This is a genomic window from Sphingobacterium sp. LZ11T8, assembly GCF_024261425.1.
Classification (GTDB): Bacteria; Bacteroidota; Bacteroidia; order Sphingobacteriales; family Sphingobacteriaceae; genus Sphingobacterium.
Map to the genome: position 1 here is coordinate 513,845 of NZ_JANBZY010000003.1, position 18,118 is coordinate 531,962.

General features: G+C 41.6%; 10 protein-coding genes. 5 read left to right on the top strand and 5 right to left on the bottom strand.

The genetic code is table 11. The annotated features are described in order from the left end of the window. Window positions 1–19 precede the first annotated feature (19 nt). From NLF99_RS10405 to NLF99_RS10415, 3 genes are all read left to right on the top strand, one after another. Window positions 20–2,179, top strand: coding sequence for an ATP-binding protein (locus NLF99_RS10405; RefSeq protein ID WP_254528128.1), 2,160 nt, complete (start codon window positions 20–22; stop codon window positions 2,177–2,179). A 104-nt stretch (window positions 2,180–2,283) separates the two neighbouring features. Continuing rightward, a complete protein-coding gene (gene rpsA, locus NLF99_RS10410; RefSeq protein WP_185214134.1) occupies window positions 2,284–4,218 on the top strand; it encodes a 30S ribosomal protein S1 in 1,935 nt (644 codons plus the stop codon). Between the two features lie 256 nt (window positions 4,219–4,474). Continuing rightward, entirely contained in the window at window positions 4,475–5,305 is an 831-nt protein-coding gene (locus NLF99_RS10415) for a sulfurtransferase (protein WP_254528130.1), read from the top strand. A 149-nt stretch (window positions 5,306–5,454) separates the two neighbouring features. On the opposite strand, the gene NLF99_RS10420 is transcribed toward NLF99_RS10415, so the two are convergent. From NLF99_RS10420 to hutH, 5 genes are read right to left on the bottom strand one after another with little or no spacing between them, the layout of a single operon-like run. Then, window positions 5,455–6,327, bottom strand: a complete 873-nt coding sequence (locus NLF99_RS10420) for a pirin family protein (protein WP_254528132.1) — start codon at window positions 6,325–6,327, stop codon at window positions 5,455–5,457. 36 nt (window positions 6,328–6,363) lie between these two features. Beyond that, window positions 6,364–7,362, bottom strand: coding sequence for a formimidoylglutamase (gene hutG / locus NLF99_RS10425; protein ID WP_254528134.1), 999 nt, complete (start codon window positions 7,360–7,362; stop codon window positions 6,364–6,366). Next, window positions 7,355–9,367 carry a urocanate hydratase gene (locus tag NLF99_RS10430; protein ID WP_254528136.1) on the bottom strand — a complete coding sequence of 671 codons (2,013 nt, stop codon included), beginning with the start codon at window positions 9,365–9,367 and terminating at the stop codon, window positions 7,355–7,357. The genes hutG and NLF99_RS10430 overlap by 8 nt, the downstream gene beginning before the upstream one ends. A gap of 4 nt (window positions 9,368–9,371) precedes the next feature. After that, window positions 9,372–10,625 (bottom strand): imidazolonepropionase, encoded by a 1,254-nt coding sequence (gene hutI / locus NLF99_RS10435; RefSeq protein ID WP_254528138.1) that lies wholly within the window; start codon window positions 10,623–10,625, stop codon window positions 9,372–9,374. A gap of 2 nt (window positions 10,626–10,627) precedes the next feature. Beyond that, the gene (gene hutH, locus NLF99_RS10440) at window positions 10,628–12,196 is read right to left on the bottom strand and encodes a histidine ammonia-lyase (protein ID WP_254528139.1); all 1,569 of its coding nucleotides are present in this window, start codon (window positions 12,194–12,196) and stop codon (window positions 10,628–10,630) included. A gap of 78 nt (window positions 12,197–12,274) precedes the next feature. Between hutH and NLF99_RS10445 the strand changes: the two genes are divergently transcribed. After that, complete coding sequence (locus NLF99_RS10445) at window positions 12,275–13,174, top strand: LysR family transcriptional regulator (RefSeq protein WP_254528140.1); 900 nt, start codon at window positions 12,275–12,277, stop codon at window positions 13,172–13,174. 222 nt (window positions 13,175–13,396) lie between these two features. After that, on the top strand, window positions 13,397–18,118 hold a 4,722-nt coding region (locus NLF99_RS10450), incomplete at its 3' end, for an alpha-2-macroglobulin family protein (RefSeq protein ID WP_254528146.1).

Here is an 18,118-nt window from a genome sequence, read left to right on the forward strand (position 1 = left end):
AGACCGGAAAAACTTACCGATGGAAGACAAGGATTTACAAAAGCGGAACAAGCGGAACCAGAACGTCAGAAATATCCTGTTGAGTTCAATAATTATATTGTTCATCACTTTTGTTGTCTTTTTTATCTTCTCCTATATACAGTACAAGAGCATACAGAACAAAATCCAGAACATTTACACTTCTGTAAACAGTGACCAAAATAACTTTACAGAATTACTGACCATATTCAGCGAGGCAGAAGACCATTTCAGGTTATTCTCCATTACCTATAATATCAATGACTATAATTCCTACCGTTCTAAACTGATAACCTTAAAGTCGGCGGTCGATTCATTGATCAAAGTACGAAGTGAGGAGTCCAAAACGTTTAGTGATAAAAATTACCATGGTCGCAAGCTGGAAGACCTCCTGCCTAAATACAGTCAGTTGAACAGCAAATTGGATTCTATCTTGGTCGCTTCAGAGACCCTGAAGACCTTTAATATCCAAGCGAACAATGAAACGAACATCAGCATCCCACGTCCTAAGGAACCTGCACCGATCGTTGCCAATGAGCCGAAGAAAGTCGTAGTCAAGAAGAAATCATTGTTAAAGCGGATCTTCCAAAAAGGGGATGATACCATTACGGTGGAAACAGGTACGCCTACGCATACCCAACAGGTAACTGAGCAGAACGCGAACCTGAAAAACATCATCAAGCAAGGCAATACGCAAGCTGAGAACAGGCTTAAAGAACTGAAACAAACCCTGACCGATATCCGGAAAAACGAAAGGTCACTTTTGGCAGATAACTTTACCCTATTGCACTCTGCCAATCAGCTGATCCGGATCATCCATGAAGAGCGCATACAGATCCAAAGAGACAAGACCGACCATGAGTTGAGCATCTTAATCGCTAGGACCGATACCTTCAAATGGCAGATCATTATATCCCTGACCTTTGTCTTTATCGTGATCTGTATCTTGGTTTATTACCAATTCTTTACCAACTACTATGAGCGTAAATTATTGGATGAACGCGTTTACGCCTCCAAATTGGCAGAACAGAAAACAGATATCCTGGCGGAGATTACCCATGAAATCCGGACCCCTATCAATTCGCTGATCGGCATCGTGGATCTATTGAAGAGCCGCAAGGACCTTTATCAGGCCAACGACATCCACTTGTTGGAATCGGCCTATACGAATATTACGGCGACCTCCAAAACCATCAATGATATCCTGAACCTGAGCAAAATAGACCAACAGAACAGCATTGAGGCCATTCACTTTGATTTCGTTGACCTGCTGATCGATGTGGTAGAAACCCATCGCAACCATGCCGAAATGAAAGGGATAGAATTGGCGTATGAGCTGGACAAAAATCAGCCAACGGTGATTTTCTCGGATGAATTTAAGGTCCGCCAGATCATGAGCAACCTGGTGAGCAACGCGATCAAATACTCGAATGGCGGAAAGGTGGTGGCTAGCGCGATCGTAGATGACCAGAGCAACCTGATCTTTAAGGTATCGGATCAAGGCCAGGGAATCCCTGATGCCCTGAAGAAGAACATCTTCAAGAAATACTATACGGTCAATAAGTCCAATAAGGTAGAAGGTGGCGTTGGATTAGGGCTATATATCACCAAAAATATTGTCAGCACATTAAAAGGAAAGATAAACTTTAAAACGAATGCCGGTCAAGGCACCACCTTTAAGGTAGAGATCCCTATTCCTAAACCGAAATTCCGTCGGAAGACCTCGTTGAACATTGAGAAAATCAGCGATTTTTCCAAGGATCTAAGTTGGCTAATCGTGGATGATAACGCCTTGAATTTACTGTATTTAAAGCAGTTCTTCTCGTTACATACCCATGTTAAGACAGCAACCAACGGAAAAGAGGCCTTAGAGATATTGAGCAGGTTTCCGATTGACGTTGTTGTTACCGATATCAACATGCCGGTGATGACCGGTGACGAATTATTGGCTACCGTAAGGGCGAACCCTGCCTACAACTCGGTTAAAATAATAGCCACATCTTCTGATAATGAGCAGGTTAAGAAGCTGGAGAAGGAGAGACAGGTCTTATTTGACGGAATTTTGATCAAGCCATTTAACGAGCGGAAACTGACCGAAGTGATTGTAAAAACGATCTATCCTATCTTTGAGGACAGCGACGAGTTACGTCAAGAATCCTAAACTTTTCAATCTTTTTAAACTTTTTTACATCTAAACTCTTGTAAATAAAAGTTTTTCGTATCTTTGCAATCCCTACATTGTAGGGAAAAGGAGATTATTAATTAATGGCAAAAAAACAAGAAGCAGAAAAAGAGTTAGCGGCAAAAAATGCAGAGCTACAAGGTGCTGACACAAAAGTTGTGAAGGACACTGAAAAGATTGAGTCTGAGGCAGATTCAAATTTAATCGATGAGATTAAATCAAACACTTGGAGTACTCCATCAGGAGACTTCGACTGGGATCTTGATGAAAAAGCTTTTGGTAACTACAGTGATGCGGAACGTACTAAACTAGAAGAGCAGTACGCTGGCACATTCAACCAAATCAATCAAGGTGAGATTATTGAAGGTATCGTTGTATCTATCAATAACAAAGATGTTGTTTTAAACATCGGTTTCAAATCAGACGGTCTAGTAGCATTATCTGAGTTCCGTGACTTACCTGACTTAAAAATCGGTGATACGGTTGATGTATTTGTTGAATCGCAAGAGGATGCAAATGGTCAATTAGTATTATCACGCAAACGTGCTAAAACACAAAAATCTTGGGAAGAGATCAACGAGGCTTTGGAGAACGACAAAGTTATCGATGGTTTTGTTAAATCACGTACAAAAGGTGGTTTAATTGTAGACATCAAAGGTGTTGAGGCATTCTTACCAGGATCTCAAATTGATATCAAACCTATCCGTGACTATGATGTTTACGTAGGTAAAACTATGGAGTTCAAAGTTGTTAAGATCAACCATGAGTTCAAAAACGTAGTTGTATCACACAAAGTATTGATCGAAGACGATTTGGAAAACCAAAAATCAGAGATCGTTGCGAAATTGGAAAAAGGACAAGTATTGGAAGGTACTGTTAAAAATATCACTGACTTCGGTGTGTTCATCGACTTGGGTGGTGTTGACGGATTACTTCACATTACAGACATCTCTTGGGGCCGTATCGAGCATCCAAAAGAGGTGTTGGCTTTAGACCAAACTATCAACGTTGTAGTTCTTGACTTTGATGACGAGAAAAAACGTATTGCATTAGGTTTGAAACAACTTTCAGAGCACCCTTGGGAATCTTTAGACAAGAACTTAGAAATCGGTTCTAAAGTAAAAGGTAAGATCGTTACTGTAGCTGACTACGGTGCTTTCTTAGAAATCATCCCAGGAGTAGAAGGATTAATCCACGTTTCTGAAATGTCTTGGTCTCAAAACTTACGTTCTCCACAAGAATTCTTGAAAGTAGGTGACGAAATCGAAGCTGAAATCTTGACTTTGGACCGTGAAGAGCGCAAAATGAGCTTAGGTATCAAACAATTGACTCCAGATCCTTGGCAGAACATCACTGAACGTTACCCAGTTGGTTCAAAACAATCAGCAGTTGTTAAGAACATGACTAACTTCGGTGTATTCGTTGAGTTAGAAGACGGAATCGATGGTTTAATTCACATTTCTGACCTTTCATGGTCTAAGAAAGTTAACCACCCTAACGAATTCACTAAAGTTGGTGAAAGATTAGAGGTTGTGGTATTAGAATTAGACGAAGAAAACCGTAAGCTTTCTTTAGGTCACAAACAATTAGAGGAAAACCCTTGGGATACTTTCGAAACAATCTTCACTGAAGGTTCAGTTCACGAAGGTACTGTAATCAAAGTTGGTGACAAAGGTGATATCGTAGCTTTACAATATGGTGTTGAAGGATTCTGCCCTAACAAACACTCTGTAAAAGAAGACGGTTCAGCATTGAAAGTTGACGAAGTTGCTGAATTCAAAATCATTGAATTCAACAAAGAAAACAAACGTCTAGTGATTTCTCACTCTCGTATTTGGGAAGATGCTAAAGCTGAAGCTCGTATCGAAGAGTTCAACGCTCGTAAAAAAGAAGCTAAAACTGCTAACGCAGCAGTGAAAAAAGTTAAAGATTCAGTTGAGAAATCAACTCTAGGTGATCTTGACGTATTAGCTCAATTGAAAGAGCAAATGGAAGACGACGAGAAAAAATCTAAATAATTTTAGATTACTCTAAATACTTCGAAGCCCCGATTTTACAATCGGGGCTTTTTTTGTTTATAGATTTGAGATGGGAGATATGAGATGTGAGATATTGGAGAATATTTATTTCTTGAATGTAGCTTAAGGGATTTAGGTTGTGAGATTAGTGAATGTAAAAGATTAGATGTAGATGTTCCAAGACTTATTACATTTTGCATATCTTTAACTTAAGAAGTTTAATATCTCAATACTCATATCTCATATCTATATACCCATGAGAACAGCAGCATTAATCAGTACCGATGAGGCCCTCAAATTGATCAATGAGGAGAATGCCATAGTCTTGGATGCGACCATCGATAAGGTCAACCAGAAGATGGACAACGATAATCTGGAACTGTTGCCCAACAGTTTGTTTTTGGATATCGAAGGTGCGTTTTCAGATCATCATAGTCCATTTCCACATACGATGCTTTCGGCACAGCTATTCAGCAAGGAAGTACAGAAGTTAGGCATCAATCAGGATTCGACATTGATCATCTATGATCGCTGGGGAGTCTATTCAAGTCCGCGTGCTTGGTGGATGTTGAGGTATATGGGCTTGGATAAGGTTTATGTGCTGAACGGTGGACTGCCGGCCTGGAAAGCGGCAGGATTGCCCATCGAACATCAATATACTGAAGCTATGGTCTTAGGCAACTTTAAAGCGAAGCCAAATTATGAATGGTTCATCTCGAAAGATGAACTGGTGGAGCGCTTAGGCGATGATGATATCAGCATTACCGACGCGAGATCTTCTGGAAGGTTCCATGGAACTGCTCCAGAACCGAGACCTGGATTGCGTTCAGGGCATATCCCCGGATCAAAGAACCTACCCTTTGACCTGGTACTCGATGGCATAAAATATCAGGAGAAGGAAGAACTACAGCGACTGTTTGAAGGGAAGATCGATTCCGCTAAGCAAAATATCTTTACCTGCGGCTCAGGCGTATCGGCAGCAATCATTGCTTTGGCTGCCTATGAACTAGGAAATGACTATGTAACTATTTTTGATGGGTCCTGGAGCGAATGGGGCGCTGATGAGAATACATTGGTTAGTATATAGTATTTAGTATATAGTATTTAGTATTTAGACTTTCCTGTATTGTCGCCTAGGATTTTGAAGAATTACATTTCAAGAATTTAAAAGTAATATTTAGTATTTAGATAGGTTCGGCGAAATAGGTCTAAATACTAAATACTTAATACTAAATACTACCTAACAGGTAGTGGCACATAACCATCATCACCAGGTACTTTAGGGAATTCATGGTTGATCCATTTTTCTTTGGCTTCATCGATCGTGGATTTATCACTGGCTACAAAATTCCAGGAGATAAAGCGTTCTTCAGGGAATGGGTCGCCTCCGAAGATATAGACGGTAGATCCGGCTTTCATTTCAAAGGTACATAGATGTGCATCTAGGGTGATCAGGATCTGTTTAGGTCCATATGTAAAGCCATTGCTATCGACCTCCCCTTCTAGGATATACAGTCCGCTCTCACCATACAGCTCCCCTCTTATATCAATTAAGGAATCTTTCTCAGCCTTGACCTCAATCATATAGAGTTTGCTATAGACAGGAACGGGTGATTTCTTTCCGAATGCTTCACCAGCTATCAGTTTGTAGGAAACATCTGCATCTTTCCAAGTAGGAATATCACTAGCTTCGGTATGGTGGAATTCAGGGTCCATAAATTCGAGGTCCTTTGGAAGGGCTACCCAAATCTGAAGACCATGGAGGAACTTGTCCTTTTGTCGTAGGTATTCGGGAGTCCTTTCTGAGTGGACTACCCCTTTTCCGGCGGTCATCCAATTAACAGCCCCTGGTTTGATCTCCATGGCTGTACCAAGGCTGTCCCGATGGAAAATAGAGCCTTCGAACAAATAAGTCAAAGTGGATAAACCAATATGCGGGTGTGGACCGACATCTAAGTTCTCATGGTCTGCCAAACAGGCTGGCCCCATATGGTCAATAAAAACAAAGGGTCCTATAGAACGTTTTTGACGGAAAGGCAGTAACCTACCTACCATAAAGTTGCCGATGTTCGCTGCTGTCTCTTCTCTAATGAAATCTATATTCGACATATGTTTCCTTTTTTTATGTTTCTTTAAAGTTACATATTATCGTTTATTATTCACTAGGCGAAAAATCAGATCAGCAGCCAATTTTGTCGTCCTATTGTCAATATCATAAAGGGGATTTATTTCAGCAAAGTCAATGGACTTTAGATTTGGGAGCTGCAAAAGGGATTGGAATATTTTGTGGAAGTTATGGTCTGGAACAATGCCATGGAAAGCTGGTGCGCTTACCCCTGGGGCATATGCAGCAGCGAATACATCCATATCCACCGTAAGGTAGATGTCATCGGAGTCATTCGCAAACCCTTGGATTTGGGAAATCAACCTATCGATATTTTCAGGAAAGATTTCTTCTCTTTTGATGACCTGTACACCCTTATCCTTCGCAAAATTGAACAGGGCCTGGGTATTACTGATATCTTGGATCCCAAGAGCTAAATAACGAGCTTCAAAGCCTTCCTGTTCGGCATCCTTAAAAATCTGATAGAATCCAGTCCCTGAGTTTCCTTGATCATTTACTAAAGGTCGGATATCGAAATGCGCATCCAGATTGATTACACCAATCCTTTTGGTTTTACTATGGCTTTTCAGTCCATTAAAATGTCCATAGGTCACTTCATGTCCTCCGCCCAGTACCACAGGGAAACCTCCCTTATCTAAAATCTGCGCTACTCTTTTTGCAAGTTCATTTTGCGCTGCTTCTAAATCTTCTGCTGAACAGAATACATCGCCTGCATCAGCTATTTTAATGGCAGCCTGCATATGGCTAGGAAGTCTAGCAAGAACCTTTCTTAAGGCTGCAGGAGCATCCTTTGCTCCTATTCGTCCTTGGTTCCTTCTTACACCTTCATCACAGCAGAAACCTAAGAAAACAATATGTTTGTCAAGTGATAGGGTCACTGCATTCAGATCGACACAAGTGATCAACTGGTGCCAACGAAGGTTTTCCGCTGTATCACCATCGATTCTTCCTGACCAATTTTGTTGTTCAGCGGGTTTATAGCATACATTCCCAAATGCTTCCATAAAAGGTTTACTCAAAAAGGTTATCAATTAATTGGTCATCCACGAGTTCGGCCTTGGTGACTTTCAAGGTAGATGTCCTTTCTAATTCCGTTTCAATGGCACTAATCGCTTCCTTGTTTCTTGCCCAGGCTCTCCTTGCAATTCCATTATTGACATCAAAGAAAAGCATTTGTTTCAATTTGCGATCACTGGCTTCCGAACCGTCCAAGACCATTCCAAAACCACCATTGATTACTTCTCCCCAGCCTACACCGCCACCGTTGTGGATGGAAACCCATGTGGCACCACGGAAACTATCTCCTATTACGTTATGGATGGCCATATCTGCAGTAAATTTACTGCCGTCATAGATATTACTGGTTTCACGATAAGGCGAATCAGTTCCGCTTACATCATGATGGTCACGACCTAAAACAACAGGAGCCGACAATCGACCATCTGCAACCGCCTGATTGAAGGCTTCAGCAATCTTCATTCTTCCCAAGGCATCAGCATAGAGGATACGAGCTTGGGAGCCCACAACCAATTTATTGTTTTCAGCTTCAGATATCCATTTTATGTTATCTTCCATCTGCTGGTAAATCTCAGATGAAGCCGCTTTTTGAAGTTCTTTCATAACTTCCAAAGCTAACTGATCGGTCAATCGGAGATCTTCAGGTTTACCTGATGTACAAACCCATCTGAAAGGTCCAAACCCATAGTCAAAACACATTGGACCAAGGATATCCTGAACATAGGATGGATATCTAAAATCAATTCCGTTTGAAGCCATTACCTCTGCACCGGCACGACTTGCCTCCAAAAGGAAAGCATTTCCATAATCAAAGAAATAGGTTCCTTTTGCCGCATGTCTATTGATTGCGTCTGCATGCCGAACTAAAGTCCGTTGGACTTCCTTTTTAAATTGTTCAGGGTTATTTGCGATGAGATCATTTGATTCTTCGAAACTCAGATCAACAGGATAGTATCCTCCCGACCAAGGATTGTGCAAAGAGGTTTGGTCAGAGCCAACGGTAACTGGGATATTCTGCTTATCAAATTGTTCCCATACATCAACGATGTTTCCGATATAGGCGATTGATACCACTTCCTTTTGGGCCATTGCAGCTTTTACCGCCAGGATAAGACCGTCCATATCTTCTACCAATAAATCCACCCAACCTTGTGCATGCCTCTTCCTTGCTGCTGCAGGGTTGACCTCAGCACATACGGTGATACAGCCTGCAATGTTTCCTGCTTTGGGTTGAGCACCACTCATTCCGCCCAATCCAGATGTGACAAAAACTTTCCCTTGTATCGTTTCTCCTTCAGGAAGATGCTTTCTGAAGGCATTCATCACTGTAATTGTGGTTCCATGAACTATCCCCTGTGGTCCGATATACATATATGAACCTGCAGTCATTTGTCCATATTGGGTTACCCCTAGCGCATTGAATCTTTCCCAATCATCAGGTTTCGAATAGTTCGGGATCATCATACCGTTCGTCACGACCACCCGTGGGGCATTTTCGGACGATGGAAAAAGTCCCATAGGATGTCCTGAATACATGTGCAGGGTTTGCTGCTCAGTCATCTGGGACAGATATTTCATGGTCAACAGGTATTGAGCCCAGTTTTGGAAAACCGCACCATTACCACCATAAGTAATCAGTTCGTGGGGATGCTGCGCTACAGCAGGATCCAAATTGTTCTGGATCATCAGCATAATCGCTGCAGCTTGCTGACTTTTTGCTGGGTAGGCAGAAATTGGCCTTGCATACATTTCATAATGAGGCCTGAAACGGTACATATAGATACGTCCGTATGTTCTCAGTTCCTCTAAAAACTCAGCGGCCAATTCATTATGCCACACTTTAGGAAAATAACGCAATGCATTTCGGATGGCTAACTTTTCTTCTTCAGGGCTTAGTATAGCCTTGCGTTTTGGAGCATGGCTTACTTTATTATCGAGATTGGCTTTTGCAGGTAATTCTGAAGGAATCCCTTGCATAATTGCTTCCTTAAAATCTTTTTCAATCATGTTATTAATCATTTCTAACAAACACTTCGATTCCATTTTTCCAGACTGCCTTTGGCTGTAATCCGCCTTGCAGGTAGGTAATGTTCTGGTAGTTATCCGTATCATAGATGACTAAGTCTGCCAACATCCCTTCCATCAAACGACCTCTATCATCCAAGTTCAAGGCTTTGGCAGCCCTATAGGTAATCCCGGCCAAGAGCTCAGCATTGCTAAGTTTCTCCATGGTTGCCAAAATACTTGCGCTTTCGATCAGTTTTCCCATTGGAGCAGAACCAGGGTTCCAGTCTGTGGCAATAGCTAAACTGGCACCAGCATCCAACAGCCTCCGTGCAGGAGTAAATCCACAGCCAATACCTAATGATGCAGCCGGCAAGGCCACTGGAATCACGTCAGAACCTGCCAACAAACTGATCTCATTTTCAGTTGAAGCTTCTAGGTGATCTGCCGAAACTGCCGCCAATTCAACTGCCAATTTTGAACCGGAAGTGCTGAACTGATCCGCATGTACCGTCAGGTCAAAGCCCATTTCTTTGGCTTTTAGATAATATGGTAAGATTTGTTCAGCAGAGAATGCACTCTTCTCAACAAAGGCATCGATCCGATTGGTTAAATTCTCTGATCTAAGGATAGGAAAGAGCTTTTCCCCCATTTCAAAAAGGTAATCTTCTGCATTCCCCTCATAGTCCTTAGGATGCATATGGGCAGCAAGACAGGTCGAAACCAAGTCTACATAAAAGGATTGGTTTGCTTCTTTGATGGCGCGAAGGGTTTTCAATTCCTCCTCCACTTGAAGTCCATAACCACTTTTGACCTCTACGGTTGTTATACCTTGTCTCAACAGGGCATCAGCACGTTTCAGGGTCAAAGCTTTTAATTCTTCTTGGCTACAAGCACGGGTATGTTTTACAGTACTCCAGATACCGCCACCAGCTTCTGCAATTTCTAGGTATGAACTCCCGGCATTACGCATGGCAAAGTCATTCGCTCGGTTTCCACCGAAGGCGATATGGGTATGGCAATCAATATATCCTGGTAGAGCAACGAAATCTCCTTTCAGTTCAACGATCTCAATATCATCGGGCAAAGCCTCCTTCAATCCCTCAAAATCGCCTACCACGCTTATTTTGCCATCAACAATATAAATACCCGCTTGTTCTATGATTTCCAGTTGCTCGTCCTTTAAAGCACCTTTCAGCGGCAAATGCTGCATAGTCAGCACCTGTTTGAATGGCCCTATTAATTTTCCGTTCTCATTCATGATCAATAGTTTTCAAAATATTCGACATCCTTACCAAAATACGGCTTATCACTATCTTTGGCAGCTTTTCTTGCTACCTCGATCAATTCTCCAGATTTAATGATAGCCAAAGCATTGTCCAAGATTTCCTGCATAGGTTGATCCTCTTCGATATGTGGAATCCTTGTCCTGATATGTTTATGGATGGCCTCAATCACCGCTGTTGACTGTTTAGGATTATGAAAATCCTTAGCTTGAGCCGCACAAAGCATCTCAATGCTCAATATTTTATCAACGTTATCCAGTACCTGCAGCAGTTTTCTGCCAGAGATAGACCCCATGCTCACATGGTCTTCCTGACCTAAAGAAGTCGGAATGCTATCCGCACTTGCTGGGAAGCAAAGTCCTTTATTTTCACTAGCGATGGCAGCGGTACTATATTGAAGGATCATAAATCCAGAGTTTAAACCTGTTGCTTTCATCAACAATTTAGGAACCCCATTAGTTTCCCCTTCAAGGGATAAATAAACCCTCCTGTCGGAAATATTCCCCAATTCAGAAACTGCAAGTGTAGCATAGTCCAAAGGCAAAGCAATCGGCTGCCCATGGAAAGATCCACCGCTGATGGTCAGTTCACTATTGATGATGATCGGGTTATCGGTTACCGAATTGATTTCCGTTTCGATGATTTCCTTAAAGTGCAACCAAGCATTTCTTGACGCCCCGTGCACTTGTGGGATACAGCGTAAAGAATAAGGATCCTGTACCCGTGAGCAATTTTTATGCGACTCCAATATTTCCGAATCTTTCAAAAGATTGAAAATAGTCGAGGCCACAAAAGTATTTCCTTTGTAAGGCCTCAGTTGATGCAATTCAGCATAGAATGGTTTGATAGAGCCGTTCAACCCTTCAATCATCAGTGTGGCGATCAGGTCGGCATTGTTCATCAATCTATTCATTTCCACTACAGCTTTTACACCATGGGCAGCCATGAATTGCGTTCCATTGATCAGGGCCAAACCTTCCTTGGCACCAAGTTGAATGGGTTCCATTCCAAATTCCTGAAGCACAGAAGCCGAATCAACTGACTTTCCATCCTTCCAGACCTTACCTAACCCAATCAGCGGTAAAAACAGATGGGATAAAGGAGCCAAATCACCAGATGCACCAACCGAACCTTGCTTAGGTACAACTGGAATCACATCATTCTGAATATGCCAGATAATACGTTCTACCGTACTCAATTGAACCCCCGAAAACCCCTTTGCCAGGGCATGCACCTTTAAGATAAGCATGAGCTTGCTCAATTCCTTATCAATAGGCTCGCCTACCCCAACGGCATGGCTCTTTAATATATTTTCCTGTAATTTCTTGGTATCTTGAGGGCTGATCAAAGTAGTACACAGTGGCCCGAAACCAGTGTTGATTCCATACACCACTTTTCCAGCATCTACAATCTCTTGGACATACTGGGCGCTTTGGTTTATTTTACTGATCGTTTCCTCAGTCAATAGCCCTTGGCAATCAGATTTCGCAATAGCTATGGCTATTGAACTATTCAAATAATCTTCTCCGTATTTAAATGTTTTCATAATATTTCCCTGTGTAACCCAAATTTACCTGCTATATTTGATAATTGGCAATATCAATTTTAGCAACAACTGATAACCATGAATTATCAAATAGAACTCCGACATCTCTTATATTTCAAGGTAGTAGCCGAGGAATTACACTTCAGAAGGGCCGCTGAAAGGCTATTTATTGCTCAGCCAGGACTGTCTAGGCAGATCAAGCAATTGGAGGAGCATTATGGCACTCAACTTTTCCGCCGTGACAAGCGAAATGTAGAATTGACAGAGTCAGGCATTTACCTTAAAAAAGAGGTGGATTTGATTTTCAATGAATTGGACAATATCAAAGACCATATTGAAAAAATATCAGAAGGAAAGATTACTTCGCTGAAGCTTGGGTTTATCGGATCTGCCGTTCAAGCCATGTTGCCCCAATTACTGGTGGAACTGAAGCAGAAACAACCATTGATCGATATTACGCTCAATGAACTCGCCAATGAGATTCAGATCGACATGATCAACAAACAAGAACTCGACTTTGGTTTTGTAAGGGTCAAGGACACTCCTATAGGCTTAAAATCAATTCCCATCTTAACGGAACATTTCTCATTGGTGGTTCCTAAAAACTCCACGGCTAGGCCAAAGGGAAAGGTCAATCTCCATGATTTTAAGGACGAATCCTTTATTCTCTTTTCCAAGGAATACAGCAATTCCTATTATGAACTGGTGATGAGTATTTTTGAAGATCATGATTTTGACCCGCACGTAGCGCTGCGTACAGTCAATGCACTAAGTATTTTTAACCTGGTGAGTCAAGGCTTAGGTGTAGCCATTGTGCCTACTTCCTTAAAAAAAGGTTATCATACCCATGTGGATTTCTTAGAGTTGAACCATCTGCCACAACGCACTACCCTATCTCTTATCTGGAGCAAAAAGAACAGAAACCCAGGTATTCCACTGCTATTGGATATTGTTGCGGGGTTAAAAAGAAAACAATAGTTTTTTCCTAAATTTAGTACCAATCAAGAGATTACTGGTAAGTAAGAAATTCAGTCCATTAACAATATTTTCAGGAGCATTATGGAATCAGCTCCATTTCTGCATCCATTGCAAAAACAAGGTTATGAACATTAAGGTTTATGTTATATGAAACAATTATTCATCCTATTATTCGCACTTTCACCCATCCTGCTATTCAGTCAAGAATCTAAAACGACAAACATGATAGAAGAAAAATGGAAAGAGGTAGACAGACTAATTTCCATTGGGAATTATGAACAGACAGCCCCTCTTCTGAATGAAATAAAAACTTACGCCAAAAAATCAAAAAATGGCCCAATGGAGCTTCGAGCGATTATTGCAGAGAGCCAATTGCTTCAAGTCAATACGACACAAGAAGATCTTTTCGATAAAGTAGACAAACACTTCCAAAACAACATCAACCAAGCAGAGGGGGTTCAAAGAAGTCTACTCTATAGTTTTTATGCCCAGTATTTAGGAAGCAATACCGATTACTACAGCGAAAGCAAGAATAAATTTTTAGAGGCAGATGAAGAAACCAAGTATAAAATCTTGGACTCCCTGTTCAATAAATCCTTGGAGAACAAAGACCTTCTCTTGAAACAACCTATTGAAGATTGGAAATCTCTCTTTTCCAGCAGCAAAAATTTTAGCCTCAGTCCTACGCTTTACCACTTCAATAGTAATGCATACCTCGCTTTCTTGCGAGGGAACAGGGTAAAAAATGCAGTAAAAATCAAAAATATATCAGAGGATTTGCTCAGCATCAATAAGAAAGCAGGATACGCTGATGCGACCTCCTATCTAATGGTGAACAATATTTCCCCTAGCTATCAAAAAAAAGATGGCTATGTTGATGCTTTAAAAAACGTAATCGCTCAAAACAAAAGCGATTATAACGCGTTCATCTATACCATCATTGCAGAAACATTGCACAACAATAATGATACAAAAAACGCAGTTGAATATCTAGCCAAAGCAAAACAAGAGTATCCAAAATCACCTTGGATCAAGGATGTTGAGCTCATGGATCAACGATTTAAAAGTGTGGAAATACAGTTTTATAATAAGCAGATTAATCCTTCCAATGTCAACAGTCCGGTCCAGCTCTCCTTTAAAAATGCGGAAAAGCTCTACTTGAAAGTTTTCAATGTGACCAATACCCCAACAAACTATAAGAAATTTGAAGTAAAATTAGATAGCATAACGAAAAAAGTAGGGGTAAATGCGACGGAGGTGTATGAAGAGGAAATTCCAATAAAATCATTTGATGATTATAAACGACATTCTACCATTTACAAGATAAATGCTCTTCCTTTTGGCAATTATGTAGCCCTTATTTCAAACAATCCTGAATTCAAAGCTGATGGTCTATTCAATACCGTGTCCTCATCAAGTTTTATTGTTTCGGATTTATTTAACTACACAGAACTGGAGAAAGGGAAGAATACAGAATATCTTTTCAAAGGTTTGCTGATCAATCGAAAGACGGGTTTGCCTTATGCTGATAAATCGTTGGAGATCTATGATGTAAATTCAGGAAAAGCACCAAAGCTGGTTCATAAAATGAAAACTAATCAGAATGGAGAGTTTTCAGTAGATATCAATAAGGATTCATATTATCGCTATCAATCTGGGGCGATGCTTTACCTTGCCGAGGAAAAGCAGATCATCGACATGGCTGCTCCTTTAAATTATAGCTTTTCGCAGATCGAGAAAGAAGAGGATAGGGTTAGGTTCAATACCAAGATCCTAACCGATAGAAGGATTTATAGACCCGGTCAAAAGCTTTACTTCAAAGGAATTGTTTATAACAACAGCTCATTAAGTGGAAAAGTAATAGAAGGTAAAAAACTAGATGTGATACTTCAGGATGCCAACGGTCAGAAGGTAGACTCCTTGTCATTGACCAGCAATGCATTTGGTTCTGTAAATGGAGACCTTCAAATCCCAGCCAATACCTTGGCGGGTGGGTTCAATATCCTGATTATGGATAAAGAAAACCAAATTGGCTATCACTACCTAAATGTGGAAGAGTATAAGCGTCCAACCTTTAGTGTTAAATTTGAACCCAATAAGGAAACCTATAAACGCTCAGATATAGCCGAATTCATAGGAAAAGTAGAATCCTATTCCGGTGTGCCACTTGTAGGTGCTTCGGTGAATTACAAAGTTCGAATAAACTCCTATGGTCGTAATTATACCAATTTCACATTAGCCGACAGTTCAATAATCGCTGATGAGCAAGGAAAATTTACCATCAGGGTTCCACTGGAAGATACCGCATTAAATAAATTGGAAGATTTCAACATCAGTGTAACTGCTGAGGTCGTGAATCAGACCGGAGAAATGCAGCAAGCATCTGTTTTTTACACCTATTCGGATAAGCCTTGGGTAATCAATATTCAAGGTCCAAGAATAGAAGAAGCAGGTAAATGGAATAAATTATTCATCAGTACCGTGAATAAAAACAACCAGCCCTTGCCCTTGACCGGTGAGATAAAAATCTATAAGTATCCTGAGCCTAATATTGCTTTACCGGATCAATATGACAATATATTTAAAAATGTGGATTACCATATTTTCAGTAATGCAGAGTACAAAAAACTTTTCCCAACCTCATTTGATGAGTCTTTAATCATCAAGAAACCAACAGAATTGGTAAAAACCTATTCCTTTGACACAAGGGATACGAGCCTTGTGAAAATAGATTCCAACCTGTTTCCAAAAGGAAAGTATTACGTTGAGGTCATTTCAATCCAAGGAAAAGATACCATAAGAAGTCAAGCAGATGTGAGCATTTTCGACCCTGTAACCAAAAAGAGCAGTGATCATGACTTTCTCACATACAGTTTTGATAAACCAAATTATGGTCTGGATGAACAGGTCAAATTAAATTTCTATACAGATGTCCCTAATGCAAAGGAGATTTTTCTTTTTCCAAGTAACTCCTTTGGTAAACAAGAGACCTTTACCATTCCTGTAAAGAATGGCCGAGCAACCTATGAATTCAAATTTGATAAGGAAAAGTTTGCACGAGGTTATCAATTAGACGCTATATTAATTGTAGACAACCAGATTGAAAATAAATTCATCAGCGCTCCTAAGCGAACTGATGATCAAGATTTAAAAATTAAAATCAGCAGCTTTAGAGACAAAATTACGCCGGGAACAAAAGAGAAATGGAGCTTTAGCATCTTGCAAAAGGACAAGGTCATTCCATCCGAGGTATTGGCTACCATGTATGACATGTCATTAGACGTTTTTGGAGCCAATTACTTCCCTACCTTTTTTGACAGGTATAGCCCATCCTATTACAGGCGATATAATTTTACCAATTTATTCTATGCTTCATCAGCCTCAAGTCCCTTTGGATTCAATGAAAAAATTATCAATGCAGTTGGCAATGAATTACCTATAGTAAACAATTATGGCCTGTGGGATGCCTATTGGTTAAATCGCGGCATCAATAGTCTGCATAATTATTATGATGATCAAGTTCAATATGCAGCTGGATCAGCCCCTGCAGCAAATGGTATGCAAAGAGTTCTTCGAGGCAAAGTATCTGCTGTCAATATTGAAGCAGTAGCCGATGTACGTGAAGTAACGGAAGAAACTGTATCCTTATATGATGAACTAAAAGACCCTAATCTTAGGGCACAAGTTGAAGAATTAAAGAATAAGGGCCAAGGAGTAGACCTCTCCCAGGTCCAAGCGCGCAAGAACCTTCAGGAAACGGCCTTCTTCTACCCGAACCTGTACACCGACAAGGAGGGCAACATCAGTTTCGAGTTCGACAGTCCCGAGGCCCTGACCAAGTGGAAGCTCATGCTCTTCGCCCATGGCAAGAACCTCGAGGTGGGCTCCGAACAGTTCTATACACAGACCCAGAAGCAGCTGATGGTACGTCCCAACCTGCCTAGGTACTTCCGCGAATCCGACCAGATCGAGATCATCGCCCAGGTACAGAACCTCAGCGGCAAGGCGCAGCAGGGCAAGGCCAAGATCGAGATCATCAACCCGGTCGACAATGCCGACATCAGCGAACGGTTCGTGCTGGGCGACATCACGACCGACTTCAGCGTAGAAAAGGACAACAACCAAACGGTGTCCTGGAAGCTCAAGGTACCTGAAGGGTACCCAAGCGTGCAGGTCAAGATCGTTGCGGCAAGCGCGGAACATTCCGATGGCGAGATCGTGGAGCTGCCGGTACTGTCCAACAAGGTGCTGGTTTCCCAGACCGAGAAGATCGCCCTAAAGGCTGGCCAAAAACAGGACTTCAGTATCCCTTCTGCCGGCAAGGACAACCTGCAGGCCAAGGTACAGGTACAGAGCAACCCGATCCTGGAGATCATATCAGCCATCGACTACCTCAAGAACTACCCATATGAATGTACCGAACAGTCAACCAGTAAATGGTTCGGTCTGAAGATGGTACAGTACATAGACAAGCATTACCCTGCCATCTCCGATTATTTCAGGTCCATCAAGGTAAAGGATACCAAGAGCAGACTGGAGGAGAATGCCCAGCTCAACGAGCTGAAGCTGCAGGAAATGCCTTGGCTACGCGACATACAGCGTGACAGCAAGCGCCTGGAGGCTTTGGCCGAACTGTTCAATTCCAATATCGAGACCGAACTCAAGGGCATCGAGCAGAAACTGCTCCGTGGACAATTGGACAATGGGTCCTTCCCTTGGTTCGAAGGCGGAAAGTCCGATACACATATCTCCATGAGGATACTGGAGGTCGTAGGCAAGGTGTTCTACCTGGACCACAGCCTAGTGAACCCGCAGATAAACGGCAGCATGAGACGCCTGGCTACCTACCTGGACCAGGACAGCAGCATAACCAGGGAAAAGGCATCCGCCAATATCGCACTGGACTATCTATATGCACGCCACTTCTGGAACTCGGAAGTCAAG

Excerpts from the sequence above, each read along its gene's own strand:
- NLF99_RS10405 (WP_254528128.1), top strand. The coding sequence starts at position 20 with ATGGAAGACAAGGATTTACAAAAGCGGAACAAGCGGAACCAGAACGTC.
- rpsA (WP_185214134.1), top strand. The coding sequence starts at position 2,284 with ATGGCAAAAAAACAAGAAGCAGAAAAAGAGTTAGCGGCAAAAAATGCA.
- NLF99_RS10415 (WP_254528130.1), top strand. The coding sequence starts at position 4,475 with ATGAGAACAGCAGCATTAATCAGTACCGATGAGGCCCTCAAATTGATC.
- NLF99_RS10420 (WP_254528132.1), bottom strand. The coding sequence starts at position 6,327 with ATGTCGAATATAGATTTCATTAGAGAAGAGACAGCAGCGAACATCGGC.
- NLF99_RS10430 (WP_254528136.1), bottom strand. The coding sequence starts at position 9,367 with ATGATTGAAAAAGATTTTAAGGAAGCAATTATGCAAGGGATTCCTTCA.
- hutI (WP_254528138.1), bottom strand. The coding sequence starts at position 10,625 with ATGAATGAGAACGGAAAATTAATAGGGCCATTCAAACAGGTGCTGACT.
- hutH (WP_254528139.1), bottom strand. The coding sequence starts at position 12,196 with ATGAAAACATTTAAATACGGAGAAGATTATTTGAATAGTTCAATAGCC.
- NLF99_RS10445 (WP_254528140.1), top strand. The coding sequence starts at position 12,275 with ATGAATTATCAAATAGAACTCCGACATCTCTTATATTTCAAGGTAGTA.